The 25,417-nt window shown below is 65.3% G+C and carries 26 protein-coding genes; 10 read left to right on the top strand and 16 right to left on the bottom strand.

Annotated features, from left to right (window positions below; translation table 11 throughout):
- Nucleotides 1–129: 129 nt before the first annotated feature.
- Both NCR37_RS13630 and NCR37_RS13625 read right to left on the bottom strand, forming a co-directional pair.
- Nucleotides 130–312, bottom strand: coding sequence for a hypothetical protein (locus NCR37_RS13630; protein WP_175938812.1), 183 nt, complete (start codon nt 310–312; stop codon nt 130–132).
- Between the two features lie 208 nt (nt 313–520).
- Entirely contained in the window at nt 521–1,786 is a 1,266-nt protein-coding gene (locus tag NCR37_RS13625) for an MFS transporter (protein ID WP_250473419.1), read from the bottom strand.
- Nucleotides 1,787–2,110: 324 nt separating this feature from the next.
- Between NCR37_RS13625 and NCR37_RS13620 the strand changes: the two genes are divergently transcribed.
- The 3 genes from NCR37_RS13620 (at nt 2,111) to NCR37_RS13610 (ending at nt 4,318) form a co-directional block, all read left to right on the top strand.
- Nucleotides 2,111–2,323, top strand: coding sequence for a hypothetical protein (locus tag NCR37_RS13620; protein WP_250473418.1), 213 nt, complete (start codon nt 2,111–2,113; stop codon nt 2,321–2,323).
- A gap of 80 nt (nt 2,324–2,403) precedes the next feature.
- The gene (locus NCR37_RS13615) at nt 2,404–3,438 is read left to right on the top strand and encodes a serine/threonine protein kinase (RefSeq protein ID WP_250473417.1); all 1,035 of its coding nucleotides are present in this window, start codon (nt 2,404–2,406) and stop codon (nt 3,436–3,438) included.
- Between the two features lie 157 nt (nt 3,439–3,595).
- Complete coding sequence (locus NCR37_RS13610) at nt 3,596–4,318, top strand: PepSY-associated TM helix domain-containing protein (protein WP_250473416.1); 723 nt, start codon at nt 3,596–3,598, stop codon at nt 4,316–4,318.
- Between the two features lie 31 nt (nt 4,319–4,349).
- Here the strand turns inward: NCR37_RS13610 and NCR37_RS13605 are convergent, their stop codons facing one another.
- From NCR37_RS13605 to mgrA, 12 genes are all read right to left on the bottom strand, one after another.
- Entirely contained in the window at nt 4,350–5,369 is a 1,020-nt protein-coding gene (locus NCR37_RS13605; RefSeq protein WP_250473415.1) for an XdhC family protein, read from the bottom strand.
- Entirely contained in the window at nt 5,342–5,896 is a 555-nt protein-coding gene (locus NCR37_RS13600; protein ID WP_250473414.1) for an SRPBCC family protein, read from the bottom strand. The genes NCR37_RS13605 and NCR37_RS13600 overlap by 28 nt, the downstream gene beginning before the upstream one ends.
- Entirely contained in the window at nt 5,887–7,110 is a 1,224-nt protein-coding gene (locus tag NCR37_RS13595) for a vWA domain-containing protein (protein ID WP_250473413.1), read from the bottom strand. The genes NCR37_RS13600 and NCR37_RS13595 overlap by 10 nt, the downstream gene beginning before the upstream one ends.
- Complete coding sequence (locus NCR37_RS13590; RefSeq protein WP_250473432.1) at nt 7,086–7,982, bottom strand: AAA family ATPase; 897 nt, start codon at nt 7,980–7,982, stop codon at nt 7,086–7,088. Before NCR37_RS13590 ends, NCR37_RS13595 begins: the two co-directional genes overlap by 25 nt.
- Complete coding sequence (locus NCR37_RS13585; RefSeq protein WP_250473412.1) at nt 7,982–8,788, bottom strand: FAD binding domain-containing protein; 807 nt, start codon at nt 8,786–8,788, stop codon at nt 7,982–7,984. The genes NCR37_RS13590 and NCR37_RS13585 overlap by 1 nt, the downstream gene beginning before the upstream one ends.
- Nucleotides 8,789–8,799: 11 nt before the next feature.
- Nucleotides 8,800–11,208: a xanthine dehydrogenase family protein molybdopterin-binding subunit gene (locus NCR37_RS13580; RefSeq protein WP_250473411.1), complete on the bottom strand. Its 2,409-nt coding sequence runs from the start codon at nt 11,206–11,208 to the stop codon at nt 8,800–8,802.
- 49 nt (nt 11,209–11,257) lie between these two features.
- Nucleotides 11,258–11,734: a (2Fe-2S)-binding protein gene (locus NCR37_RS13575; RefSeq protein WP_250473410.1), complete on the bottom strand. Its 477-nt coding sequence runs from the start codon at nt 11,732–11,734 to the stop codon at nt 11,258–11,260.
- Nucleotides 11,735–12,022: 288 nt separating this feature from the next.
- The gene (gene bcaP, locus NCR37_RS13570; protein ID WP_284506872.1) at nt 12,023–13,465 is read right to left on the bottom strand and encodes a branched-chain amino acid transporter BcaP; all 1,443 of its coding nucleotides are present in this window, start codon (nt 13,463–13,465) and stop codon (nt 12,023–12,025) included.
- Nucleotides 13,466–13,604: 139 nt separating this feature from the next.
- Entirely contained in the window at nt 13,605–14,261 is a 657-nt protein-coding gene (gene rqpR, locus NCR37_RS13565; RefSeq protein WP_250473409.1) for a response regulator transcription factor RqpR, read from the bottom strand.
- Nucleotides 14,262–14,269: 8 nt separating this feature from the next.
- On the bottom strand, nt 14,270–15,052 hold the full coding sequence (locus NCR37_RS13560) for a sensor histidine kinase (RefSeq protein ID WP_250473408.1): 783 nt from the start codon (nt 15,050–15,052) through the stop codon (nt 14,270–14,272).
- A gap of 376 nt (nt 15,053–15,428) precedes the next feature.
- The gene (locus NCR37_RS13555; RefSeq protein WP_159837404.1) at nt 15,429–16,199 is read right to left on the bottom strand and encodes a ferredoxin--NADP reductase; all 771 of its coding nucleotides are present in this window, start codon (nt 16,197–16,199) and stop codon (nt 15,429–15,431) included.
- A 370-nt stretch (nt 16,200–16,569) separates the two neighbouring features.
- On the bottom strand, nt 16,570–17,616 hold the full coding sequence (mgrA, locus tag NCR37_RS13550) for an L-glyceraldehyde 3-phosphate reductase (RefSeq protein ID WP_250473407.1): 1,047 nt from the start codon (nt 17,614–17,616) through the stop codon (nt 16,570–16,572).
- A 213-nt stretch (nt 17,617–17,829) separates the two neighbouring features.
- Here mgrA and NCR37_RS13545 point away from each other — a divergent pair, with 213 nt between their 5' ends.
- Both NCR37_RS13545 and NCR37_RS13540 read left to right on the top strand, forming a co-directional pair.
- Nucleotides 17,830–18,624, top strand: coding sequence for a mechanosensitive ion channel family protein (locus NCR37_RS13545; protein WP_250473406.1), 795 nt, complete (start codon nt 17,830–17,832; stop codon nt 18,622–18,624).
- Between the two features lie 76 nt (nt 18,625–18,700).
- Entirely contained in the window at nt 18,701–18,904 is a 204-nt protein-coding gene (locus NCR37_RS13540; protein WP_175938776.1) for a DUF3185 family protein, read from the top strand.
- Nucleotides 18,905–18,908: 4 nt separating this feature from the next.
- Here the strand turns inward: NCR37_RS13540 and NCR37_RS13535 are convergent, their stop codons facing one another.
- Nucleotides 18,909–19,685, bottom strand: a complete 777-nt coding sequence (locus NCR37_RS13535; protein WP_250473405.1) for a phytanoyl-CoA dioxygenase family protein — start codon at nt 19,683–19,685, stop codon at nt 18,909–18,911.
- Between the two features lie 386 nt (nt 19,686–20,071).
- Here NCR37_RS13535 and NCR37_RS13530 point away from each other — a divergent pair, with 386 nt between their 5' ends.
- On the top strand, nt 20,072–20,353 hold the full coding sequence (locus NCR37_RS13530; protein WP_250473404.1) for a hypothetical protein: 282 nt from the start codon (nt 20,072–20,074) through the stop codon (nt 20,351–20,353).
- 75 nt (nt 20,354–20,428) lie between these two features.
- Here NCR37_RS13530 and metK read toward each other — a convergent pair whose 3' ends face one another.
- Nucleotides 20,429–21,616, bottom strand: a complete 1,188-nt coding sequence (gene metK, locus NCR37_RS13525) for a methionine adenosyltransferase (protein WP_250473403.1) — start codon at nt 21,614–21,616, stop codon at nt 20,429–20,431.
- A 284-nt stretch (nt 21,617–21,900) separates the two neighbouring features.
- Between metK and NCR37_RS13520 the strand changes: the two genes are divergently transcribed.
- The 4 genes from NCR37_RS13520 to xerC are packed head-to-tail and all read left to right on the top strand — an operon-like array spanning nt 21,901 to nt 25,394.
- Nucleotides 21,901–22,785 (top strand): lipid A biosynthesis lauroyl acyltransferase, encoded by an 885-nt coding sequence (locus NCR37_RS13520; protein ID WP_250473402.1) that lies wholly within the window; start codon nt 21,901–21,903, stop codon nt 22,783–22,785.
- A 48-nt stretch (nt 22,786–22,833) separates the two neighbouring features.
- A complete protein-coding gene (dapF, locus tag NCR37_RS13515) occupies nt 22,834–23,706 on the top strand; it encodes a diaminopimelate epimerase (protein ID WP_250473401.1) in 873 nt (290 codons plus the stop codon).
- Between the two features lie 34 nt (nt 23,707–23,740).
- Nucleotides 23,741–24,460: a DUF484 family protein gene (locus NCR37_RS13510; protein WP_250473400.1), complete on the top strand. Its 720-nt coding sequence runs from the start codon at nt 23,741–23,743 to the stop codon at nt 24,458–24,460.
- Between the two features lie 10 nt (nt 24,461–24,470).
- Entirely contained in the window at nt 24,471–25,394 is a 924-nt protein-coding gene (gene xerC, locus NCR37_RS13505; protein WP_350029062.1) for a tyrosine recombinase XerC, read from the top strand.
- Nucleotides 25,395–25,417: the final 23 nt, after the last annotated feature.

Genomic DNA, 25,417 nt, shown 5'->3' with positions numbered 1-25,417 from the left:
CGCGGAACCGGGGGGGGGGGGGGCCCGACAACCCCCGCGAGGCGGGCGGCGCCCCCCCGGGGCGGGGGGGTGGGGTGCGCCGCCCCGCACGTTTCGGGGCGCGGGGGGGGCGCCCCCCCCCCCCCGCCGTCATATCAGCGCGGGCAAGCCCTCTACCAGCAGGAACGCGACAAGCACGCCCACGAGCGCGCCGCACGCTCGCAGCACGTTGTTCTTGAAATGCGATGCGCACGGAATGGCGCCGAGGAACAGCGCCCCGGCAAGCGCCATCGGGATGACCAGAATGAAATCGCCGATCGTGAAATACGTCATGGTGCGTCTCCCATCGTCCTGCTTTTCTTGCTCGAATGGTGCCGGCGCGAACGCGCGCATCGACGATTCGAGTATAGGCGGCGGGAGAAAGCGCGTTGCGTCGTCGTCGCGAAACACGGCTGGCGGAAAACGCCGAAGCCTTGCGACAGAAGGCTCCGCAGCCCGCGTTATTAAGCGAACGCGGTAAAACCCTAAGTTTCGTCCGATTTCATTGGCCTTTCGACGGCGCGCGGATCAGCGCCCGTTCCCGGCCATTCAGATAAGCCGCGGCTGCGACGCCGATCACAAGCAGTCCCGCGATCAGCCCGACCACGCCCGGCCAGCCGAAGCCGGTCCAGAAGTGCCCGCCATACGATCCGATCAGGCTCGATCCCAGGTAATACGCCAGCAGATACAGCGCGGCAGCCTGGCCTTTCGCCTGCGTCGCGAGGCGGCCGACCCAGCCGCTCGCCACCGAATGTCCCGCGAAGAAGCCGAACGTGAGGCAAGCGATTCCGCCGATGATCACCGGCAGCGACATCGAGAGCGTCAGCGCGATGCCGGCCATCATCAGCACGATCGCGGCGACCAGCACGCGGCCGCGTCCGAAGGCATCGGCCATCTTGCCCGACCACGGCGACGCGACTACGCCCGTGAGATACACGGTGAATATGGCGCCGATCTGCGTCTGATTGAGTCCGAACGGCGCGCCCAGCAGCCGATAGCCGACGTAGTTGTACACCGTGACGAAGCTGCCCATCAGCGCGAAGCCGATCAGGAAAAGAAACGGCAGCCCGCCGTGCCGCAAGTGCCCGGCAAGCGAGCGCCGATGATGCTTGAACCCTACGCCGCGCCGCGGCTTGAAGCGTCGCGACGGCGGCAGCAGCGACCGGAACGCGAGCGTCGCGAGCAGTCCGAGCACGCCGATGCCGCCGATCGCCACGCGCCAGCCGAAGAAGTCCGCGAGCACGCCGCTGATCACGCGCCCGGCCATGCCGCCTATTGCCGTCCCGCCGACATAGAGGCCCATTGCGAGGCCCAGTCCTTCGGGATGCACTTCTTCCGCGAGATACGCCATCGCGACAGCCGGCACGCCGCCGAGCGCAAAGCCTTCGAGCGCGCGCACGACGAGCAGCGCGTGCCAGTTCGGCAGCAGCGCCGCGATGACCGTCAGCACCGAGGACGCGAGCAGCGACAGCGTCATCAACCGATGACGGCTCCAGCTTTCGGAGACGAATCCCGCGATGAAAATGGCGACGGCCAACGCCGCCGTGCTCACCGACACCGCTAACGCGCTTACCGCCGGGCTGACGCCGAAGCCCTTCGTGAACTCCGGAAGCAGCGGCTGCACGCAGTACAGCAGCGAAAACGTCGCGTAGCCCGCGAAGAGCAACGCGAGCGAAGCACGCCAGTAGGCTCGCGAGCCGCGCTCGAGATAAAGATCCGCAGACGCGGGCGGCGCGTCCTTGCGCTGCGGCGCGGGTGATGCGTTCACGAATGAAGTCTCCGCTTAAAACTAGAACCCTCAACAATACGCCGTCCGTCAGGGTTTTGCCGGATGCAGCGGCGCATTCCATGTGCCGCAGACAGCAAACATGCGTCGAACGTCTGCGTTGGGCAACATATCGCGGCATTGGGCATCGCGTTTGCGCGTTGCCATAGGCTAAAGTAAGCGCACAATCGTTCATGAAAGCCGCGCAGGTCGCGCTTCCTTCAACAAAGACGCGGCGATTGTCTGGTGCACGCGCCGTCACAGGCCCGTGCTGTTGGAACATATGACCGGCGTCTTATTTAGCCGGCATGGAAACGGGGTTTCATCATGCAAATCGGTTCGATTGTCCGCTCCGTGCATATTGCCGTGCCTCAGGGCGCGCGCGGCATCGTCATGCGCATTCTCGGCGACATGGCCATGGTCGCGTGGTATTCGGGCGAGCCCGGCGTCACGAAGCTGCTGAATACGGAGCCGTTCTTTCTCGAAGACCTGATCGATACGGGCGATATCGTGCGTCCGTCGAACTCGGTCGTTCACTGAACGGCGTCGTGCCGGCGACCTGTGCGCCGCCGAGTTGAAGCGACACTGATGGCTGCCGCCGGAAGGCGCACAATGCCGGAATGAACTCCAATCATTCCGACTCTACCGGCGTCCCCGCTTCCGACGCCGCGCCGCCCTTCGCCGGCCTCACGCCCGAGCGCGTGCTCGACGCCGTGGACAGCGTGCTCATGACCGCCGACGCGCGCACCGACGGCCGGCTGCTCGCGCTCAACAGCTACGAAAACCGCGTGTATCAGGTGGGCGTCGAAGACGGGCCGCCTGTCATCGCGAAGTTTTATCGGCCAGAGCGCTGGTCCAATGAAGCGATTCTCGAAGAACACGCGTTCGTCGCGAGCCTCGCCGCACGCGAGATTCCGGCGGTTCCGGCACGCGTTCTCGAAGGCGCGACGCTCCACGAATTCGAAGGCTTTCGCTTCGCCGTCTTCGACCGACGCGGCGGCCGCGCGCCCGACCTCGACAACCGCGAAACGCTCGAATGGCTCGGACGCTTCATCGGGCGCATTCACGCCGTCGGCGGCATCGAGCCGTACCGCGAGCGGCCGGCGCTCGATATCCACACCTTCGGATATGAACCGCGCGAGTTTCTGCTGACGCATGGCTTCGTGCCCGCCGACGTGCGCGAAGCCTACGAGCGCGCGGTGTCGATGGCGCTGGACGGGGTCGCGCAATGCTTCGAGCGCGCCGGCGACGTGCGGCATCTGCGCATGCACGGCGACTGCCACCCGAGCAACGTGTTGTGGACGGAGGCCGGCCCGCATTTCGTCGATTTCGACGACAGCCGCATGGGACCGGCGATTCAAGACTTATGGCTCTTGCTGCCGGCAGGCCGCGCGGAAGCGTCGCGCGCGCTTTCCGACCTGCTCGCAGGCTACGAAGATTTCTGCGAGTTCGACGAGCGCGAGTTGCATCTGATCGAGGCGCTTCGCACATTGAGGCTGATCCACTACGCCGCGTGGCTCGCGCGTCGCTGGGACGATCCCGCGTTCCCCGCCGCCTTCCCCTGGTTCAACACTCAGCGTTACTGGGAAGACCGCATTCTCGAACTGCGGGAGCAAATCGGCGCGATGCAGGAAGGGCCGCTCTGGCCGGTCTGAAATTTTTGGTGACGAAGCGGCGCCTTCGCGCCGCCAGAAAGCATTGTGTCAGGCGTTTCGACGTGCAATGATAACGATTCTCATTTGCCCGCCTTAACGACTGCGAATCGGTTGGGGCGCGGCGTTGCCGACGAACCCGCCGACTCCGGAGAGACGCTTGAACGCGCCTGACACTTTCACCCCGCCGCCGACGAGCGACACCGCTCGACACCGTCCGCAAGGACGCCCGATGAACGACGCCGAACAAACCGCGCGCACGAACCGCTCGCGCCGCTCGACGTTTCTCAAGTGGCTGCGCAAGGTTCACGGCTGGGTCGGCTTGTGGGGCGCGCTGCTCGGGCTGTTGTTCGGCGTGACCGGCTTTCTGCTGAACCACCGCGCGCCGCCGCTGCGCGTCTCGACCGGCGAGCCGCAGGTGTCGCAGATGCAACTTCCGCTGCCCGCGGGCGGTTTCAAATCGCCGCGCGACATGGGCATGTGGCTCAAGAAGGAACTTCAACTCGACGGCAACGTCGGCCGCACGCGGCGTGAGCCGGCGCATCCCGTCGGCTGGGGCGACAAGAGCGCGATGCAGCCTGAGCAATGGTCGACGATGATCGCGTCGCCGGGCAGCAGCGTGATGGCGGAGTACTGGGTCGGCAACAACTTCGTCTCGGTGAAGCGGACCGAAAACACCTTCCTTGCGACGCTGACGAACCTTCACAAGGGCGTCGGCCTGAGCGTCGGCTGGGTGCTGCTGATCGATACGCTCGCCGGCAGCCTGATTCTTCTGTCGCTCACGGGCGTGCTGCTGTGGACCGAGCTGAACAAGCGGCGCACGGCGGGCGCGGCGATCGTGACGGTGTCGCTCGTCGCGATGATCGTGTGCGGGCTGTTGTAAGCGGCAACGGCGGCGCTTTATTGTGCGGCCGTCACACGCCGCACACTTCGCCTTTTCCAGCGACTTCGCGCGCCGCCTTCGCGCCTTCCACTTGCAGCAGTTCCGGCAGCGACACGCCGTTCTTCGCCGCCGTCACCTCCGCGAGTATCGACACGGCAATTTCCGGCGGCGTCCGGCTGCCGATATAGATGCCGACCGGACCATGCAGCCGCGCAAGCTCGGCGTCGCTGAGATCGAACTCTTTCAGCCGCTCGCGCCGCGCCGCGTTATTGCGCCGCGAACCGAGCGCGCCGACATAGAACGCCGGCGTCTTCAACGCCTCCATGAGCGCGAGGTCGTCGAGCTTCGGATCGTGCGTGAGCGCGATCACCGCGCAACGCTCGTCGAGCTTCATGTCCATCACGGTGTCGTCGGGCATGGTGCGCACGATGGTCGTGCCCGGCACGTCCCACTCGTCGGTGTACTCCTCGCGCGGATCGCACACGGTCACCTGATAGTCGAGCCCGACCGCGATGCTGCACAGATAGCGCGACAACTGCCCCGCGCCGATCACGAGCATGCGGTAGCGTGGACCGTGAATGGTCAGGAGCTTCGCGCCGTCGAAGAGCACGCCGTCCGTGGCCTGCGCAGGTTCGAGGCGCGCCGCGCCCGTCGCCATGTCGAGCGTGCGAGCGACGAGTCGCCCGCTTTCCACCGCCGCGCACAGTTGCGCGATGCCGCTCTCGCGCGTGAGCGGCTCCAGCACGAGCTGGATGGTGCCGCCGCACGGCAGGCCGAAGCGGTGCGCTTCCTCCGCGCTGATGCCGTATTTCACCGCTTCCGGCTTCGACTGCTCGATGCCCCGTTGCCGCACGCGGTCGATCAGGTCGTCTTCGATGCAGCCGCCCGACACCGAGCCGACCACATGGCCGTCGTCGCGGACCGCGAGCATCGCGCCTTCGGGCCGGGGCGACGAGCCCCACGTCTTGACCACCGTGACCAGCAGCGCGCGATGCCCTTCTTCGAGCCATCGCGCGCTGTGCTTCAGGACTTCGAGATCCACGCTGTCCATGATTTCTTTCCTTTCTCTTCCTTGTCGGCGTCAGCCGGTTTTTCGTCCGCGACGCCGTTCTGTTCTTGCTGCGCTTCGCCTGCGTCCTGCAACTTCGCGCCGAATCGCTTGAAGAACTCACCCGCGATCTTACGCGCTGCGCCGTCCACGAGCCGCGAGCCGATCTGCGCGAGCTTGCCGCCCACCTGCGCGTGCGCGCTGTAGGTGAGCTTGGTGGTGTCCGCGTCCTCGCCGGGTTCGAGGTTCACTTTGGCCGTGCCTTTGCTGAAGCCGGCCGCGCCGCCCTGTCCTTCGAAGACGATCGTGTAGGTATGCGGCGCGTCGATATCCGTCAGTTCCATGCGTCCCTTGAAGCGTGCCTTGACCGGGCCGACGGCGGCAGTCATCCCGACGGCATAGGCATTTTCGCCGTCCGCTTCGATGCTGTCGCAGCCCGGAATGCAGGCTTTGAGCATGGCCGTGTCGTTGAGCGCCTCCCACGCGCGATCCTGCGGCACCGGCAAGGTATGCGTTTCGGTCAGTTCCATTGCGTGTGTCCTCCTGGCATTCGGGGCGCGCCGCGCGCGGAAAGCGCCGCCATTTCCCGCCCGACAGCGGCCAGGCTGTCGAGGTTGTGAGCCGCGAGCATCGCGTCGACGTGCGGCAGGATCGCGCGCACGCCTCGCGCGCGCGGCGTAAAGCCGGCAAATCGCAACAGCGGATTGAGCCACACGAGCCGATGCGCGAAGCGCTTGAGCCGCGCCATTTCGGCATCGAGCACGTCGATGGCCTCGTGATCCAGCCCGTCGGTCACGAGCAGCACGGTCGCGCGGCCCGCCAGCACGCGACGCGCCCAGCGCCGGTTGAATTCCGCGAGCGCCGCGCCGATGCGCGTGCCGCCCGACCAGTCCGCGACTTGTTCGCCGAGCGCGGTCACCGCGACATCGGGATCGCGCTCGCGCAACGCACGCGTCGCGTTCGTCAGCCGCGTGCCGAACAGGAACACCTGCAAGCGTTCGCGCGATTGCAAAAGCGCGTGGCAGTAGTACAGCACGGCGCGCGAATACGCGCTCATCGAACCGGAAATGTCGAGCAGCAGGACGAGCGGCGGCCTGCGCTCCACCACCGCGCGATACTTCCACACGGTCCAGTCGCCGCCCGCGCGGACCGCTTGCCGCGCGCTCGCGCGCAAGTCCGCGTGCGTGCCGCGCGACGCCGCCTTCAGCCGGCGCGTCGGCTCGGTCGCGAGCGGCAGCCGGTGCGCGCGAATCTGATGCCGCAGCGCGCGCCATTCGTCGGCGCTGAGGGTGTCGAAATCGCGATGACTCAGGCGCTCCTGCGCGCTGAACGACAGTCGCGCGTGCGTCTCTTCGGCCTGCGCTTCGGGCTGTGGCGTCTCGCGCGTGTCGGTGCGCGTCGCGAGGGCGTCGGCGAGACGGTTGTTGCGCTTCGGCGGCGGCGCGGCGCTCTGAATCTTCGGCAGCAAGAGCGCGCGCAGCTTGCTTTCCCAATCGGGATCGCGCCAGAACAGATCGAACGCGGAATCGAAGATCTCGCGTTCGTCGCTCGCATGAACCAGCAGGCACGCGAGCGCCGCGCGCACGTCGTCGCGCCGGCCGAGGTCGATAAAGCGCAGCGCGTCGAGCGCATCGACCGCCTGCGCCGGCGACATGCCGAGCCCCGCGCCGCGCAGCAAGCGCACGAAGTGCACGACGTTGCGCGCGAACGGTGGCATGGTCACGCCCGCGCCGCCGAAAGACATTGCGCGAGCGTCGGGGCGTCCATGCGCGCGAGATCGTCCTGATACTTCAGCAGCACGCCCAGCGTGTCCTGTACCGATTGCGGATCGAGTTCCGAGACCGACAGCGCCGCGAGCGCGCGGCACCAGTCGATGGTTTCCGCGACGCCCGGCGCCTTGAACAAGTCCATCGTCCGCAACTGATGGACGAACGCGACGGCGCGCGCCTGCAACGCCGCGCCCGCCTCCGGCGCACGCGCCGCGACGATATCGAGTTCCACGTCCCGCGCCGGATAGCCGATCCACTGATACAGACAGCGGCGCTTCAACGCGTCGTGGACTTCGCGCGTGCGGTTCGAGGTCATCACGACGAGCGGCGGCCGCGCCGCGCGCACGGTGCCGTATTCGGGAATCGACACCTGAAACTCCGACAGAAGCTCCAGCAGAAACGCTTCGAACGGCTCGTCGGCGCGGTCGATTTCGTCGATCAGGAGCACGCGCCGCGCGCCCGCGTTGGCGGGATCGGGCAACAACGCCTGCAACAGCGGCCGCTTCAGCAGAAACTCGCCGCGATACAGCGAATCGTTCGACGGCGTTTCGCCCGCGGCTTCCGCGAGGCGCAGCGCCATGATCTGACGCGGATAGTCCCATTCGTACAGCGCGCTTGCCGTGTCGAGCCCTTCGTAGCATTGCAGACGGAGCAGCGTCGTGCCGCACATGCCCGCCGCCGCCTTCGCCAGTTCCGTTTTGCCGACGCCCGGCTCGCCTTCCAGAAAGAGCGGGCGCTGCATCTTCAAAGCGAGAAAAAGCGCCGTCGCCAGTTCGCGGCTCGCGAAGTACTGATGCTCGCGCAGGCGCGCGAGCGTCTCGTCGATGGAAGCCGGTTCGTCGATCATCACGCCGAGAACGACAGCGCGCGCTCGATGGCGCGGCCCGCGAGCACCGGAATAAGATGCGCGCGGTAGGCGGCGCTCGCGTGCATGTCGTCGTTGAGGCCGTCGGCGGAAATGGTCACGCTGCGCGCAGACGCCACCGAGAAGTCCTTCGACAACGCCGCTTCCAGTTCCTTCGGCCGGAACGCGGAAGGCGCCGCGCCGGTCACGCCGACGCGCACGCCGTCCGCGTGCTTCGCCACGAACACGCCGACGAGCGCGAAGTGCGACGCGGGATTGCGAAACTTCTCGTAGCCAGCGCGCTCGGCCAGCGGAAATTCGACGGCGGTGATCAGTTCGTCCGGTTCGAGCGCGGTCTCGTACATGCCGAGGAAGAAGTCGTCGGCGGCAATGCGGCGGCGGTCCGTCACGATCGTCGCGTTCAGCGCGAGCACGGCGGACGGATAGCACGCCGCCGGATCGTCGTTGGCGAGCGAGCCGCCGATGGTCCCGCGCTCGCGCACCTGCCGGTCGCCGATGCGGCTCGCGAGATCGGCGAGGCCCGGCAGCGCGCGTTTGACGTCCGCGTTCGCGCCGACTTGCGCGTGGCACATCGCGCCGCCGATGGTCAGCTTGTCGGCATCGAGCGTGACGGTTTTCATCGACGCGATGCGCGTCACATCCACGAGCGCGGACGGCTGCGCGAGCCGCAAACGCATGGTCGGCAGCAAGCTCTGGCCGCCCGCGAGATATTTGGCGTCGCCGTTCGCCGCGAGCGCGGCCACCGCCGCTTGCGCCTCGTCCGGCCGTTGATAGTCGAATGCGTACATATCGGTCTCCGTCAGGCGGTTTGGGCGGTTTGGGCGGTTTGGGCGGTTTGGGCGGCGTGCATCGCGCTCCAGACGCGATGCGGCGTCGCGGGCATCTGCAAGTCCTTGACGCCGAGCGGCGCGAGCGCATCGAGAATCGCGTTGATGACAGCGGGCGGCGAGCCGATCGCGCCCGCTTCGCCGCAGCCCTTCACGCCGAGCGGATTGTGCGTGCACGGCGTGCCTTTCGCGGTCTCGACGGTAAAGCTCGGCAAGTCGATGGCGTGCGGCATCGCGTAATCCATGAACGAGCCGGAAAGCAGCTGGCCGCTCTCCTTGTCGTACACGCAGCGCTCCAGCATGGCCTGGCCGATGCCCTGCCCCAAGCCGCCGTGCACCTGGCCTTCCACGATCATCGGATTGATGACGTTGCCGAAATCGTCCACGGCGGTGAACTTCTGGATGCGGGTTTCGCCGGTGTCGCGATCCACTTCGACTTCGCAGACGTACGCACCCGACGGATACGTGAAGTTGGTCGGATCGTAGAACGCGTTTTCGTTGAGCCCCGGCTCCATGGTTTCGAGCGGGAAGTTATGCGGCACGTACGCGGCGAGCGAAACTTCCGCGAAGCTCTTGGTGCGGTCGGTGCCCGCGACGCGGAATACGCCGTTCGAAAACTCGATGTCTTCAGCCGACGCTTCCAGCAGATGCGCGGCGATCTTCTTCGCTTTGGATTCGATCTTGTCGAGCGCCTTCACGATCGCGGAGCCGCCGACCGAAATGGACCGCGATCCATACGTGCCCATGCCGAACGGAATGCGGCCCGTGTCGCCGTGAATGACTTCGACGTTTTCGATCGCGACGCCGAGCCGGTCCGCCACCACTTGCGCGAACGTGGTCTCGTGTCCCTGACCGTGGCTGTGCGAGCCGGTGAACACGGTGACGGAGCCCGTCGGATGCACGCGCACTTCGCCTGCTTCGAAGAGGCCTGCCCGCGCGCCAAGCGCGCCCGCGATGTTGGACGGCGCGAGCCCGCACGCCTCGATGTAACACGAATAGCCGATGCCGCGCAGCTTGCCTTCTTTCTCCGACTGCGCGCGCCGCTCGGCGAATCCCGCGACATCCGCGAGTTCCAGCGCGCGGTTCAGGCAGGCGTCGTAGTCGCCGGTGTCGTAGGTCAGCCCGACTGGCGTCGCATACGGAAACTCGCGGATGAAGTTGCGGCGGCGCAGTTCGACCGGATCGATGTTCAGTTCGCGCGCCGCCGTCTCCACGAGCCGTTCCACGACATACGTGGCTTCCGGACGGCCCGCGCCGCGGTAGGCATCGACGGGAACGGTGTTCGTGAACACGGCCTTCACTTCGGCGTAAATGGCGGGCGTGGCGTACTGGCCGGCGAGCAGCGTCGCGTAGAGCACGGTCGGCACCGACGACGCGAACGTCGACAAATAGGCGCCCATGTTCGCCGTCGTGTGGACGCGCATCGCGAGGAACTTGCCGTCGTTATCGAGCGCGAGTTCCGCCTTGGTGACGTGGTCGCGGCCGTGCGCGTCGGAGACGAACGCTTCGGAACGCTCGGCGGTCCATTTGATCGGACGCCCCACTTTCTTCGATGCCCACGTCAGCGCCACGTCTTCCGCATACAGAAAGATCTTCGAGCCGAAGCCGCCGCCCACGTCAGGCGCAATGACGCGCACCTTCGATTCCGGCAGCGACAGCACGAAAGCCGCCATCAGCAGGCGCTCGACGTGCGGATTCTGATTCGCGACGTACACGGTGTAGCTGTCGTCGTGCTTCGAATAGCTCGCGTTGACGGCGCGCGGCTCGATGGCGTTCGGCACGAGCCGCTGATTCACGATATCGAGCGTCGTGACGTGCGCGGCCTGCGCGAACGCGGCGTCGGTGCGCGCCTTGTCGCCGTGGCCCCAGTTATAGCAGACGTTGTTCGGCACGCTGTCGTGCACGAGCGGCTGGCCTGCGTCGGCGGCGCTGCCCGTATCGACGATAGCGGGCAGTTCTTCGTAATCGACCTCGATCAGCTCCAGCGCGTCTTTCGCTTCCTTCACCGATTCGGCGACGACGAGCGCCACCTGATCGCCCACGTGCAGCACCTTGTCGTGCGCGATGACGGGATGCGGCGGCTCGTGCATCGGCGAGCCGTCCGTGCTGTGGATCAGCCATCCGCACGGCAAGCCGCCGACGTTCTCGCCCGCGAGATCCTTGCCGGTGAACACGCCGATCACGCCCGGCGATGCGAGCGCCTGCTCGATATCAATGCCGCGAATGCGCGCGTGCGCGTGCGGCGAGCGAAGGAACACGCCATAGCTCTGGCGCGGCAGCACGACGTCGTCGGTGTACTGGCCCGCGCCGGTCAGGAAGCGATAGTCTTCTTTGCGCTTGATGCCAGCGCCGATCAGTTTCTGTTGCTCAGGGGCATTCATCGCGGTCTCCGTGATAGGCGCGATTCGTGGTGTCGAAGAGAAATGGAAGTCAGGCGCCCGCTTTCATGTTCTGCGCGCCTTCGAGGACCGCCTTCACGATATTGTGATAGCCCGTGCAGCGGCACAGATTGCCGTCGAGCTGATCGCGGACTTCTTCCTCGGTGAGATCGGGCGATTCGGCGGCGAGCGCGCTCGCGCTCATCACCATGCCCGGCGTGCAGAAGCCGCATTGCAGGCCGTGGCATTCCCTGAACGCCGCCTGCATCGGATGAAGCTGGCCGTCTTTCGACATGCCCTCGATGGTCGTCACGCTCATGCCGTCGGCCTGCGCGGCGAGGATGTTGCACGATTTGATCGCGCGGCCATCGAGGTGCACGGTGCACGCGCCGCACTGCGCGGTATCGCAGCCGACGTGCGTGCCGGTCAGCCCGAGGTTTTCGCGGAGAAACTGAACGAGCAGGACATGCGGTTCCACCTTCGCGGTCACGGGTTTGCCGTTGACCGTCAGGCTGATGCTGAGCGTCATTACTGTCTCCTTGTCGACCGCCGCGGGCTTTCCGCCTCGCTACGGTCCTTGCATGATTGCAAGGGGATGGACCAGCCTTAACGTCACTCGGGTCACTCGAACGCACGTCACCACGTCTCTACCTGCCCGCGCGTCGCGTCCGGCTGGAATTTCGTGTTATGTGTACGGCGAGTAAAGCACAAATCAGCGGGCGTCGCTATTAGGCGCACGCCCGTGCCGCGCCGCCGACGGGGGAAAAAAAACGCCGTCCCGAGGGACGACGCTTCGACTGATCCATCAGACAAGCGGTCAGTGGATCGCGGTTTCGCGCTTCGCGGCCCTTGCGTTCGCGGATTGCGCCTGAACGCGGCCCAGCGCCGAATGACGGCGCGAGTACGCAAAGTAAATTACGAGCCCGATCACGAGCCAGACGACGAACGCCATCCACGTCGTCGCCGTCAGGTTGAGCATCAGGAAGAGGCACGACGCCACCGCGAGAATCGGCACGACGGGCACGCCCGGGCAGCGGAACGCGCGCGGCAGGTCGGGATGCGTGCGGCGCAGGATCAGCACGGCGATGGATACCATCGAGAACGCGGCGAGCGTGCCGATGTTGATCAGCTCGGCCAGCACGTTGAGCGGCACCAGCGCGCCGATCAGGCCGAAGAAGATGCCGACGAGCCACGTCGTGAAGAACGGCGTCGCAAAGCGCGGATGCACGCTCGAGAGCTTGACGGGCAGCAGACCGTCACGCGACATCGCGTAGATGATGCGCGTCTGGCCGTAGCTCATGACGAGAATCACGGTGAGCATGCCGAGCACCGCGCCCAGGTCGATGAAACCGGCCACCCAGTTCTGACCCGCCACTTGCAGCGCGTACGACACCGGATGCGAGATGTTCGCGAACTGCGCCGCCGGCACGATGCCCGTCACGACCGCCGCCACCGCCACGTACAGCACCGCGCACACCGCGAGCGACGAAATGATGCCGATCGGCAAATCGCGCTTCGGGTTCTTCACTTCTTCGGCGGCAGACGACACCGAATCGAAGCCGATGAACGCGAAGAACATGACCGCCGCCGCGCCGAAGACGCCCGACCAGCCGTGCGGCATGAACGGATGCCAGTTCGCCGGCGTGACGTGGAATACGCCGACCGCGATCACCAGCAACACGACCGTGACCTTGATCGCCACCATCACGTTGTTGATGCGCGTGGATTCCTTCACGCCGATCGACAGCAGCCACGTGATGACCATCATCACGAGGAACGCCGGCAAGTTGAAGTATGTGACGTGGTCCGGCAGCGCGCCGGGCGCGGCGGTGAGCGCGGTCGGCAGGCTGATCCCGAAGCCCGACAGCAGCGATTGCAGATAACCCGACCATCCGACCGAGACGGCGGACGTCGCGAGCCCGTATTCGAGCATCAAGTCCCAGCCGATGATCCACGCGGCCAGCTCGCCGAGCGTCGCGTACGAATACGTGTAGATGGAACCGGCGACCGGAATGGTCGAAGAGAACTCCGCGTAGGCGAGCGCGGCGAAGCAGCAGGCAATCGCCGCGACGATGAACGACACCATCAGCGCGGGGCCGGCCTGCACGGCGCCCGTGCCCGTCAGCACGAAGATGCCGGTGCCGATGATCGCGCCGATGCCGAGAAACGTGAGATCCAGCGCGCCAAGCGTTTTCTTGAGTGACGTGCTGTGCGCGCCGGCCAGCATGTGCTCGATGTTTTTCTTGCGGAACAACGACATTGCGATAAGTCTCCATGCGGCGCTCGCGCGCCCTGCTGCGGGAAAACCCGACATTCTATCGGAGACTTCGAAGATGCCCAGAAATTGGGCAGCATGCGCAGCGCCGGTGCGCTTTATCTTGTGCGAGATAAAACGCCGCTCAGCCTGCGATCGCCGGGTTCATGTCGACGAGGCGGTTCGATAGGACGTAGAACGTCAGTTCGGCGTTGTTGGCGAGCTTCATTTTGTCGAGCAACCGCGTGCGATACACGCTGACCGTCTTCACCGACAACGACAGCGCGTTTGCAATGTCGGTCAGCCGCTTCCCCGACGCCAGCATGCAGAGCGTCTGGAACTCGCGGTCCGACAAGTTTTCGTGCGGCATCCGTTCGCTATCCAGCGAGACGTAAGTGGCGAGCGCCTCCGCCATTTCGGCGCTGACGTACTTGCGGCCGGCGGCGACCTGCTGAACGGCGCGGATCATCAGCGCAGGGTCCGCCGTCTTAGAGAGATAACCCGCGGCACCAGCCTTCAGCGCGCGCACCGCATACTGGTCTTCGCGATACATGGAGAACATCAGCACCGGAAGACGCGGCGTGTCGCGCTTCAGGCGCTTCAGCACGTCGAGGCCGGTGGTGTCGGGTAGCGAGATATCGAGGAGCGCGACGTCAAAAGAGGCGCGCGCCGCGAGCGCCAGGGCCTGCGCGCCCGTCTCCGCTTCGCTGACCTCCGACGCGACGCCGCGCTCCAGCAGCAGCTGCGCGACGCCACGGCGCACGATGGCGTGATCGTCGGCGAGAAGAATCTTGAGCGCCATGCGCGCGCTCAGTCGTTGACCGCCCGCAGCGCGGCGCGCGGCGCGGCCGTCCACGGCAGGCGGGCGCGCACGCACGTCGCGCCCGTTTTCGATGCGCCCACGCGCAGCGTGCCGCCGAACGCCTCGCAACGAGAGCGCATGCTCGCGAATCCGAGCCGCCCGGCTTTGCGGCGCGCGGCGGGGGTGATCCCGATGCCGTCGTCCTCTACGACGAGCGTCAGCGCGTCGTCGTCGGCTGTGAGCATCACGTTGGCGCGCGTCGCATGCGCGTGCCGCGCGACGTTGTTCAGCGCTTCCTGCGTGATGCGAAAAAACGCATGGGACAAACCCTGCGGCAGGCGTTTCGCGTAAATTTCAACCGAACAGGATAAATTGACGGAGAGCCCGGCGCGCGCGCCGAAGGTTGCGAGCCACTCCGCGAGCGCGGCGGGAAGTCCGTCGTCGAGCGCCGGCGCGTGCAGACCCTCCACGATCCGGTGGTTCGACGCAGCGACTTCGGCGAGACATTCGCGCGCCTGGCACAGCGCTTCGGCGCACGCAGCAGGCGCATCCGCGGGCAGCAGGTATTCGGCGCGCGCTACGGCGAGGTTCGCAGCGGTGAGAATGGCGCCGGCTTCGTCGTGCAGGTCGGCGGCGATGCTGCGGCGAACGCGCTCGTCGGCCGCGCAGAGTTGCGAAGCGAGGTCCCGTACGCGGGCGCGCAGGCGCTCGACCTCGCGGTCGCTTTCCAGCTTGGCGTCGAATAGAGCGGAAAACGGTAAGCCGGATGTGTCCGGCGTTGCTGACGACACGCCGCGCACGGTGGCGCAGGCGCGCTGATCCAGTCCGATCAGGGCCGACGGATTCGTTTTTCCTCGCTTTGAGCGCAACTGGAGCTACGTCCTCGGCACACCACGAGTCGGCGTAACTGAATTTACACTCTGTAACATGGAAATCGGACGATGCACATTTGGACATCGCTTCGACGTGATCGCATCATATCTCAAAAATATGATTAATCCATGTCCGACAAGGGTGCCGCGGTAGAACTTCATGTTGATTGGGAACGGCAGCGCCGCCGAAGCGCGAACAAAGACTGCCCGAAGATGTAACAAGCTGCCCGCAAGCAGGCGAAAAAAAACCGGAGCGATTTGCCCCGGCTTCTTCGCGAACACGCCAACCAAGAAATCAGCCGACGAACGCCTTCTCGACGACGTAATGCCCCGGATGGTTGTTGCTGCCTTCCTGGAAGCCCAGCGAGTCGAGCAACTGGCGCGTGTCTCGCAGCATGTGCGGGCTGCCGCAGAGCATCACGCGGTCGTTTTCGATCGAGAACGGCTCCACCGACAGATCCGCGAACAGCTTCTTCGTCTCGATCAGGTCCGTGATGCGGCCGCGATTGGCGAATTCTTCACGCGTCACGGTCGGGTAATAGACGAGCTTCTCGGAAACGATCTCCCCGATGTGCTCGTGCGCCGGCAGATGCTCGGTGATGAAGTCCTTGTACGCGAGTTCATCGACGAAGCGGCACGTGTGCGTCAGCACGATCTTTTCGTAGCGGTCGTAGACGTCCGGGTCCTTGATGATCGACATGAACGGCGCGAGGCCCGTGCCCGTGGAGAGCAGCCACAGCGTCTTGCCCGGCAACAGGTTGTCCGCGACCAGCGTGCCCGTCGGCTTCTTGCCGATCAGCACGGAATCGCCGACCTTCAGGTGCTGCAGACGCGAAGTCAGCGGGCCGTCCGGCACCTTGATGCTTAAGAATTCGAGATGCTCTTCGTAGTTCGCGCTCGCGAGACTGTAGGCGCGCAAAAGCGGCTTGCCGTCGACTTCGAGGCCCACCATCGTGAACTGGCCGTTCTCAAAGCGGAACGAGGCGTCGCGAGTGCAGGTGAAACTGAAAAGCGTGTCGGTCCAGTGGTGGACGCTCAGAACGGTTTGAGAGTTGAGGTTGCTCATGGCTTCTTGAACTATGCGAAAACGGTGACGCTCACGGCCGGAACGCCGGAACGCGGGTCGCTCGACGCCGCGCATAAAGGACGAGCGGCTTGCGCTTTCGTCCGAACTTTTGGCTCTGTGCGGCGTGTCTGCGGCAGGCCCGCGTCGGCACTCGTGCAGCCGGGCGTTGCATGGGCGCAATCGGCTATTCTAACTCGATAGCCGCGGGGCGTCCTCGGGCCGGATCGCCAGCAGCGCGTGACGATCCGCCACGCGCCGCCGAATGTGCTCGCTGCCGGTCAGCAGCGAATGAACGGCGAGCCCGCATGATAGCAACCGAAGTCGAGCCGCTTCCGAATCACCCTTCTGACGGAAGGCGGCTGCGAGACGCTCAGATGCGCTGATCCGTCGACGGCTTTTCCCACAGATTGATGCCGCCTTCCTGCGCGTACTGGTCGATTTCCGCGAGCTCTTCCTGGCTGAACTCCAGATTGCTCAACGCGCCGACGTTTTCGGTGACTTGCTCCGCGCGGCTCGCGCCGATCAGCACGGAGGTCACGCGCCCGCCGCGCAGCGCCCACGCCAGCGCCATCTGCGCGAGGCTTTGACCGCGCCGCTGCGCCAGTTCGTTCAGCTTGCGCACGTGCTCCAGATTTTCCCGGCTCAGGTGTTCCTGCTTGAGCGATCCGCCGCCCGGCTTGTTGACGCGCGCATCCTGCGGCACGCCGTTCAGATACTTGCTCGTGAGCAGCCCTTGCGCGAGCGGCGTGAACGCGATGCTGCCCGCGCCGATCTCATCGAGCGTATCGAGCAGTTCTTCTTCGATCCAGCGGTTCAGCATGTTGTACGACGGCTGATGGATCAACAGCGGCACCTTGTGCTCGGCGAGCAGCTTCGCCATTTCGCGGGTTCTAGACGCCGAGTACGACGAGATGCCGACATACAGCGCCTTGCCGGAATGCACGGCGGTCGCGAGCGCGCCGGCGGTCTCTTCGAGCGGCGTATCGGCATCGAAGCGATGCGAGTAGAAGATATCGACGTAATCCAGCCCCATGCGCTTCAGGCTCTGGTCCAGGCTCGCGAGCACGTACTTGCGCGAGCCGCCGCCCTGCCCGTACGGACCGGGCCACATGTCCCAGCCGGCTTTCGTCGAGATCAGCAGTTCGTCGCGATACGGCTTGAAGTCGTCCTTGAAGAGACGCCCGAAGTTGGTTTCCGCGCTGCCGTACGGCGGCCCGTAATTGTTCGCCAGGTCGAAATGGGTGACGCCGAGATCGAACGCGGTGCGCAGAATGTCGCGTTGCGTCGAAATGGGCGTGGTGTCGCCGAAGTTGTGCCAGAGACCGAGCGACAACGCCGGCAGCTTGAGACCGGATTTGCCGCACGTGCGGTATTGCATCTGCGAGGAGTAACGCTCGGATGCTGCTTCGTAAGCCATGACAGATTTCCTTTGCGAGTGGCGGTTTTGCACTAACTTTGACAATCGTGAAGCCGGTGGATGCGCGCCGCTGCTCTATGCTCGCGAATCGACCAAAGCCGTCAATGTTAAGCCAATCGGCGACGGCGCGAGCGCGGGGCATCCGTGTCCCGATATGCGGGAGCACGCGGCGCGCCGCCCCGTCAACGCACACATCGCAAAAGGAGCACGCCCATGGATTCAATCGACAAACTGCGCCCGGCCTACGACTTCATGCTCACGCTCGGGCTGACGTACGGCGTCAACATTCTAATGGCGATTCTCATCGTCGCCGTCGGCTGGTGGATTTCGAACATCGTCGCAAACGCGCTGCGGCGCACGCTCAACCGCACGAACGTCGATGCCACGCTAACGCCGGTGCTCGCCAGTCTCGTGATGTGGGCGATACGCGTGGTCGCCATCGTCGCGGCGCTCGGCAAGTTCGGCATCGCGGCGGCGAGCATCCTGACCGTGCTCGGCGCGGCGGGGCTTGCCATCGGACTGGCGCTACAGGGCACGCTTCAGAACATCGCAGCCGGTTTGATGTTGCTGCTGCTGCGGCCGTTTCGCGTGGGCGACTATATCGAGGGAATCGGCGTGACGGCGGGCACGGTCAACGAGATCGGCCTTTTCACCACGCGGCTCACGAAGGCGGACGGCGTCGTCATGTACGTGCCGAACAGCATCATCTGGGCGAATCCGGTGACGAATTACAGCGCGAACGAGCAGCGGCGCGTCGTGCTCAATTTCCTGGTGCAGCACGGTCAGGACGTCGAGCGCGTGCTCGGCGAACTGCGCAGGCTCGTCACGGGCGATGCGCGCATCGTGCAGGACGGCGCGTCGGCGCCGTGGATCGCCGTGACCGATTACACGGACACCGGCGTGAAGTTCAACGTGGGCGTGTGGACGCGCGCAAGCGACCATCCGGCCGTGCAGGCGGACTTGCTGCGCCAGATTCAGCCGCTCACGCGCGTGCCCGTCGCGGCGTGACAGTGGGCTGACTGGACGCCCTGCGGCGTGCCTTGTAAGCTGGCGCGCCCTATCCCGAAATTAGCGAGGACCCTTGATGACCCGAGCGATTTCCCTTGCCTTGCTCGTCGGCGGCATCGTGCTTTTGTACTTCGGCGGACAGTCGTTTCACTCGTTGAGCAACGACGTCTCGCGCTTCTTCACGGGTTCGCCGACCAACAAGACGATCTGGCTGATCGCGGGCGGCATTGTCGCGTCGCTTGCGGGGCTGATCGGCCTCGCGCTGCCCTCGAAACGCTGAACGATCAGACGAGCGCGACTTCCGGTTTCGACGCGGAACGCGTGCCCGGCAACGCCGCGTTGCTCGCGCCGCGATAGGTGTAGACGAGCGAGAACTTCACCTGATCGGTGAGATTCTTTCCTGCCGAATGCAGCGTGTTGCAGTGAAAGAACACGACATCGCCCTTGGCGAGCGTGGGCGAAACCGCCGTGTGAATCAGCGCCGTGTTTTCCGGCAAATCGGCGCGGAAGAATTTCGCGTCGTCGAACCGGTCCGACGTGAACGCGAGCTTATGCGATCGCGGCACGAACCACAGCGCGCCGTTCCCGACGGTTTCATCGCCGAGCGCCACCCACGCGGAAACCAGATCGTCGCGCTCGAACGCCCAGTAACGCACATCGCGATGCCAGCCCGTCAGGCTGCCGTACGCGGGGTGCTTGGTCATCACGCAGTTGTGATGCGCGCGCGATAGATACGGCGTCTCGCCGAAGTACAGCTCCATCCAGCCGCGCACTTCGGGCGATGTCGCGAATTCCGAGAACAGCGGGTGGCGCCCGTAAGCATCCAGAAGCCGCCGCACGGTATGTCCGCCCGGCGCGTGCTTCGATTCCGGCGCGCCCGGATACTTCAGGTCGGCTTCGTATTCGAGCGGCGCGGCGGCTTCGGCCAGTTGCCGCTGCGCGACGTCGCGCAACGCGTCGCAGCGTGCGTCGGACACCAGCCCCTTCACGATGACGAAGCCCATTTGGCGCAGTTCGTGCACCTGATCACTTTTCGATTTCAGCGACGTTTGTTCAGACATGTTCGTTTAAGCCTCGGCGCGCGCTTCGATATCGCCTCATGCAGCCAGCGCAATACCCGAAATTGGGGCGAATACGGGCATTGTAAGTCGCGCGGGCCGCAAAGGCGCTCGCAGCACGGCTCGCGCGCCGCGCCATGAAGCGACTGCTTCACTAGCCGGCAGGGAAAACGCGGACTTACGACAGTCACGCACGTCCGGTACATTGGCCGCATCGTTTCGGTGCAACTTCGTTGCCGGGGTTGAATCGAAGCCTTGAACGCTATTTTTGAGACGACTACTGTCGAGTTTGCCACCACGCAGACTAACCTATCGCCGACATGAACCACCGAATCGCTAAGGGCCTTCGACGCGCCGCATCCCGTGCCGCTCGGCCCGCCCGGCGCGGCATGATCCGCGCGTTGCGGCATCATTCCGCCCGCACTCAGGCGCTTGCGCCGCAACCCGCGAACGCGCATCCGGTCGATGGCATCCGCTCCTGGTTCCGCGGATTCTTCCTGAACCTCCGCGCGCGCGCCGCCTCGCGCGACGTGTCGCTGCGCACGCTTTTGCGCCGCCCGATGCAGCTGCGCGCGCCATCGCCCAAGCCGCGAGCCGCGGCGCTGACGAGCCGCCGGCCGCGTCGCACGTCGGCGACCAGCGCCGGCTGGTACGCGTTCGCGGTCCGCTAAAGCGGCCTTATCGCGCAGCGAGGACGAAAAAAAACGGCAGGCGCGATGCCTGCCGTTTTTCTTTTGCGCTGAAGCTCACGCCACGCGCACCACCGGTTCGGTGCCGGCGGCTTCCGCCAGCAACAGCGCCTTGTCCGCGGCTTCCCACGAAAATTCCGGCTCTTCGCGGCCGAAGTGACCGTACGCCGCCGACTTCTCGTAGATCGGGCGCAGCAGGTCGAGCATCTGGATGATGCCCTTCGGACGCAGATCGAAATGTTCCAGCACGAGCTTGGTGATCTCGGCATCCGACACGCGGCCGGTGCCGAACGTGTTCACCATCACCGAAGTCGGACGCGCGACGCCGATGGCGTACGACACCTGAATCAGGCAGCGCGACGCCAGACCGGCCGCGACCACGTTCTTCGCGACGTAACGGCCCGCGTAAGCGGCCGAGCGGTCCACCTTCGACGGATCCTTGCCCGAGAACGCGCCGCCGCCGTGCGGAGCCGCGCCGCCGTACGTATCGACGATGATCTTGCGGCCCGTCAGACCGCAGTCGCCTTGCGGACCGCCGATCACGAACCGGCCGGTCGGGTTCACCAGGAACTTGATATCGCCCTTGATGAGTTCGTTCGGCAGCGTCGGCTTGATGACTTCTTCGATCACGGCTTCGCGCAGTTGCGGCAGATCGATGTCCGGCGCGTGCTGCGTGGAGAGCACGACGGTGTCGATGGAGTGCGGCTTGCCGTCCACGTAGCGCACGGTGACCTGCGACTTCGCGTCCGGACGCAGCCACGGCAGGCGGCCGTCGCGGCGCAGGTTCGCCTGACGCTCGACGAGACGGTGCGACAGGTGGATGGGCAGCGGCATGAGTTCGGGCGTTTCGTCGCACGCGTAGCCGAACATGAGGCCCTGGTCGCCCGCGCCCTGATCGAGATTGTCGTCGTGCGCCTTGTTCACGCCTTGCGCGATATCCGGCGATTGCTTGTCATACGCGACGAGCACCGCGCAGCCGCGATAGTCGATGCCGTAGTCCGTGTTGTCGTAGCCGATGCGCTTGATGGTGTCCCGCGCGATCTGGATGTAATCGACGTTCGCGGTGGTCGTGATTTCGCCCGCGAGGACGACGAGACCGGTATTGCAAAGGGTTTCCGCCGCGACGCGCGAGTATTTGTCCTGAGACAGGATGGCGTCGAGAATGGCGTCGGAGATTTGGTCGGCGACCTTGTCCGGGTGGCCTTCGGAAACGGATTCGGAGGTAAACAGGTAGTCGTTCGACACGCTTCAGACTCCAATTGAGTACGGTTGAGATTCACGTAGCCGACTTCGTTTGGAGTCTGAAGCGGCGACGCTTTAGCGGATGTCCTTTCTCCGTCCTGAACCTCGATGCACGCGATGCATGTATCTGGCTCAGGCCGGCTTCGCCCCGCAAGTTGTCCATTAACTCGGCGAAGGTCTTATTATACCGGTTTCCCGTGTTTTTACAGAGTCGAACGCTTGTTGTCATTCGTCCCGCGCTTATCCTCCGCCGGTAGCCACCGCCCGTATGTTCGCGGGAGCACGTCATGCTAGGGCGCATCGGCGTGTCGCTCGCGATTGGCTTTCTGAAGTTTCTTGCGATCATTCCTTACGGCATTACCGCGCGTTTCGGCGATGGCCTCGGCTGGCTGCTTTATCAGATTCCGAGCCGGCGCAAGCGCATCGTGCATACGAACCTCAAGCTCTGCTTTCCCGAATGGTCGCCCGAGCGCCGCGAAGAAGTCGCGCAGATGCACTTCCGCCACGCCATTCGCAGCTATGTCGAGCGCAGCGTGCAGTGGTTCGGATCGGCGAAGAAGCTGGAGAAGCTGATCGAAGTGGACAGCGCCGTCGATCTCAGCGATCCGGACTTGCCGCCCACGCTCTTTCTCGGCCTGCACTTCGTCGGCATCGAGGCGGGGTCGATCTTTCTGAACTACTCGCTGCACCGGCAATGCGGATCGCTGTATCAGCCGTTCTCGAATCCGCAGGTCGAAGAGATTGCCAAGCGGCAGCGGGCCCGCTTCGGCGCGGACATGGCGAGCCGCGCGGACAGCGCGCGCATCGTGCTGCGCTGGCTGCGCGACCGCAAGCCCGTCATGCTCGGCGCGGACATGGATTACGGCATGCGCAATTCCACCTTCGTGCCGTTCTTCGGCATTCCGACCTGCACGCTGACTGCCGTCGGCCGGCTGGCGAAGACGGGCAAGGCGCAAGTCGTGCCGTTCATCGGCGAAGTGCTGCCGGACTACAAGGGTTATCGGCTGAAAATCTTCGAGCCGTGGGATAACTATCCGACCGGCGACGACGAAGCCGACGCCCGCCGCATGAACGCCTTTCTCGAAGAGCAGATTCCGCGCATTCCCGAGCAGTATTACTGGGTACACAAGCGCTTCAAGACGCGGCCGCCGGGCGAGGCGAGTTTTTATTGAGCCGCGCGGCGCGAAACGCCGCACCGAGGCTCACATACAATAGCGGCCATGAAACTCAAGTTCACCAAGATGCAGGGCGCGGGCAACGACTTCGTCGTGCTCGACGGCTACTCGCAGGCGCTCGATCTGAGCGCCGCGCAGGTTCGCGCGCTCGCCGACCGTCACTTCGGCGTCGGCGCGGACCAACTGCTGCTGGTCGAAAAGCCGACCGTCGATGGCGTCGACTTCAAGTACCGCATCTTCAATTGCGATGGCGGCGAAGTCGAGCATTGCGGCAATGGCGCGCGCTGTTTCGTGAAGTTCGTGCGCGATCGCGGACTGACCGCTGCCTCGACGGTGCGCGTGCAGGTGCAGAAGGGCGTCATCACGCTAACGATGCAGGACAACGGCGAAGTGACCGTCGACATGGGCGCGCCGGCGTTCGATCCGCCGCGCGTGCCGTTCGACGCCAGCGGGCTCGAAGGCCGCAGCGAAGGCAACGATACGCTTTGGCCGATCGATATCGGCGGAAAGACGCGCTGGGTGTCCGTCGTGTCGATGGGCAATCCGCACGCGGTGCAGATCGTGGACGACGTGGAAGCGTATCCCGTGCTCGCCGAAGGGCCGCTCATCGAGCGCCATGCGCGGTTTCCCGAGCGCGTCAACGCGGGCTTCATGCAGATCGTCGACCGTCATTCGGTCAAGCTGCGCGTGTTCGAGCGCGGCGCGGGCGAAACCCTTGCCTGCGGCACGGGCGCATGTGCGGCGGTGGCCGCAGGAATCCGGCGCGGCGTGCTCGAATCGCCGGTACGCGTCGAGACGCACGGCGGCACGCTCACGATCGATTGGGACGGCGCACGCGACGAATCCGCCGCGCTTTTCATGGCCGGCCCCGCCGCGACGGTCTTCGAAGGCGAGATCGAGCTTTCGGACATCGGCTGACTTGAGCCCACGCATTCAAACGTATCAGGCAAACATGAATCCACGCGAAGTCGCCGACTATCTGCTCGACAACCCCGACTTTTTCGTCGAGCACGCCGAACTGCTCGGCACCATCCGGCTTTCGAATCCGCACGGCAAGTCGGCCGTGTCGTTGCAGGAACGCCAGATGGAAATGCTGCGTGACAAGAACAAGCAGCTCGAACGGCGGCTTGCCGAACTGCTGCGCTACGGCCACGAAAACGACAGCATCGCCACGAAGTTCAACCGCTGGACCGTGCGCGTGACCGGCCAGCGCGACCCGTACGCGCTGCCGTCCACCATCAGCAAAGGACTGTGCGAAGTGTTCGACGTGCCGCATGCCGCGTTGCGCATCTGGGATGTCGATGAAGCTTACCGGCAGGCGGATTTCGCGCGCCACGTCGGCGAGGAAGTGCGTATTTTCGCGGGCAGCCTCGACGCGCCGTATTGCGGCGCGAACAGCGGCTTTGCGGCAGCGCAGTGGCTCGGCGTGGCGAATTCGGCTTCGGCGTCCGGCGGCGGCTCGCTCGAAGACGCGTCCGCCGAACGCGGCATTCAGTCGATTGCGCTCGTCGCGCTGCGCGATCCGCAAGCCGGCCCGGATGCGCCCGCGTTCGGCCTGCTCGTAATGGGCTCGCCCGACGCGCGGCGCTTCCACGACGGCATGGCGACGGATTTCCTCGCGCAGATCGGCGTGCTGGCGAGCGCGGCGCTGAGCCGCCTGCTGCCGAACTGAGCGACGCAACGTGCAGCCCGCCGATCACATCGCCGCTTATCTCGCGATGCTCGAACACGAGCGGCGTCTGTCGGAACACACGCTGCGCGGCTACACGTACGAACTAGGCGAACTGCGCGCGCTCGCCAAGGGCCGCGCGCTGGAAACGCTGACGGCCGCCGACATGCGCGGCGCGGTCGTGCGCGCGCACGCGGCGGGGCTGTCGCCGCGCTCCATCGCGCATCGGCTGTCGGCGTGGCGCGCGTTTTATCGCTGGCTCGCCGAACGCGTCGAGATGCCCGCCAATCCCGTGGCGACCGTGCGCGCGCCGAAGCGCGAAAAGACGCTTCCGAAGGCGCTTTCCGTCGACGACGCAATGGCCCTGATGGACGCGCCGCGCGCCGACAGCACCGAAGGGCTGCGCGATCACGCCATGCTCGAACTGTTCTATTCGTCGGGGCTGCGGCTTTCGGAACTGGTCGGGCTCGATGTCCGCCACGTCGATACGAAGGAACATCAGTCCGCCGGCTGGCTCGATCTGGCCGCCGCCGAAGTCACCGTGCTCGGCAAAGGCAAGCGCATGCGCAAGGTGCCGGTCGGCCGCAAGGCGATCGATGCGCTGCGCGCGTGGATCGACGTACGCGGCGGATTCGTCAAGCTCGATCCACACGCGCTCTTTTTATCCGTGCGCGGCAACCGCATGTCGCCAGGCGTGGTGCGCGAGCGCGTCAAGCGCATGGCGCTGCTCGCGGGCATTCCGGCGAATGTTCATCCGCACGTATTGCGGCATTCGTTCGCCACGCACGTTTTGCAGTCGAGCGGCGACCTGCGCGCGGTGCAGGAACTGCTCGGCCATGCGAGCATCACCGCGACGCAGATCTATACGTCGCTGGACTTTCAGCACCTTGCTCGCGTCTACGACTCGGCGCATCCGCGCGCGAAGAAGCGCGACTAACACCGCGGCGCCACGCGCGCTGC

The organism is Caballeronia sp. GAFFF1, assembly GCF_023630705.1.
Lineage (GTDB): Bacteria > Pseudomonadota > Gammaproteobacteria > Burkholderiales > Burkholderiaceae > Caballeronia.
The sequence above is the reverse complement of the archived record's forward strand: the minus strand, read 5'-3'. Positions and strand labels throughout refer to the sequence as shown.

Coding starts and splice junctions, on each gene's coding strand:
- NCR37_RS13630 (WP_175938812.1), bottom strand. CDS start 312: ATGACGTATTTCACGATCGGCGATTTCATTCTGGTCATCCCGATGGCG.
- NCR37_RS13620 (WP_250473418.1), top strand. CDS start 2,111: ATGCAAATCGGTTCGATTGTCCGCTCCGTGCATATTGCCGTGCCTCAG.
- NCR37_RS13615 (WP_250473417.1), top strand. CDS start 2,404: ATGAACTCCAATCATTCCGACTCTACCGGCGTCCCCGCTTCCGACGCC.
- NCR37_RS13605 (WP_250473415.1), bottom strand. CDS start 5,369: ATGGACAGCGTGGATCTCGAAGTCCTGAAGCACAGCGCGCGATGGCTC.
- NCR37_RS13600 (WP_250473414.1), bottom strand. CDS start 5,896: ATGGAACTGACCGAAACGCATACCTTGCCGGTGCCGCAGGATCGCGCG.
- NCR37_RS13595 (WP_250473413.1), bottom strand. CDS start 7,110: ATGTCTTTCGGCGGCGCGGGCGTGACCATGCCACCGTTCGCGCGCAAC.
- NCR37_RS13590 (WP_250473432.1), bottom strand. CDS start 7,982: ATGATCGACGAACCGGCTTCCATCGACGAGACGCTCGCGCGCCTGCGC.
- NCR37_RS13585 (WP_250473412.1), bottom strand. CDS start 8,788: ATGTACGCATTCGACTATCAACGGCCGGACGAGGCGCAAGCGGCGGTG.
- NCR37_RS13580 (WP_250473411.1), bottom strand. CDS start 11,208: ATGAATGCCCCTGAGCAACAGAAACTGATCGGCGCTGGCATCAAGCGC.
- NCR37_RS13575 (WP_250473410.1), bottom strand. CDS start 11,734: ATGACGCTCAGCATCAGCCTGACGGTCAACGGCAAACCCGTGACCGCG.
- bcaP (WP_284506872.1), bottom strand. CDS start 13,465: ATGTCGTTGTTCCGCAAGAAAAACATCGAGCACATGCTGGCCGGCGCG.
- rqpR (WP_250473409.1), bottom strand. CDS start 14,261: ATGGCGCTCAAGATTCTTCTCGCCGACGATCACGCCATCGTGCGCCGT.
- NCR37_RS13555 (WP_159837404.1), bottom strand. CDS start 16,199: ATGAGCAACCTCAACTCTCAAACCGTTCTGAGCGTCCACCACTGGACC.
- mgrA (WP_250473407.1), bottom strand. CDS start 17,616: ATGGCTTACGAAGCAGCATCCGAGCGTTACTCCTCGCAGATGCAATAC.
- NCR37_RS13545 (WP_250473406.1), top strand. CDS start 17,830: ATGGATTCAATCGACAAACTGCGCCCGGCCTACGACTTCATGCTCACG.
- NCR37_RS13540 (WP_175938776.1), top strand. CDS start 18,701: ATGACCCGAGCGATTTCCCTTGCCTTGCTCGTCGGCGGCATCGTGCTT.
- NCR37_RS13535 (WP_250473405.1), bottom strand. CDS start 19,685: ATGTCTGAACAAACGTCGCTGAAATCGAAAAGTGATCAGGTGCACGAA.
- NCR37_RS13530 (WP_250473404.1), top strand. CDS start 20,072: ATGATCCGCGCGTTGCGGCATCATTCCGCCCGCACTCAGGCGCTTGCG.
- NCR37_RS13520 (WP_250473402.1), top strand. CDS start 21,901: ATGCTAGGGCGCATCGGCGTGTCGCTCGCGATTGGCTTTCTGAAGTTT.
- dapF (WP_250473401.1), top strand. CDS start 22,834: ATGAAACTCAAGTTCACCAAGATGCAGGGCGCGGGCAACGACTTCGTC.
- NCR37_RS13510 (WP_250473400.1), top strand. CDS start 23,741: ATGAATCCACGCGAAGTCGCCGACTATCTGCTCGACAACCCCGACTTT.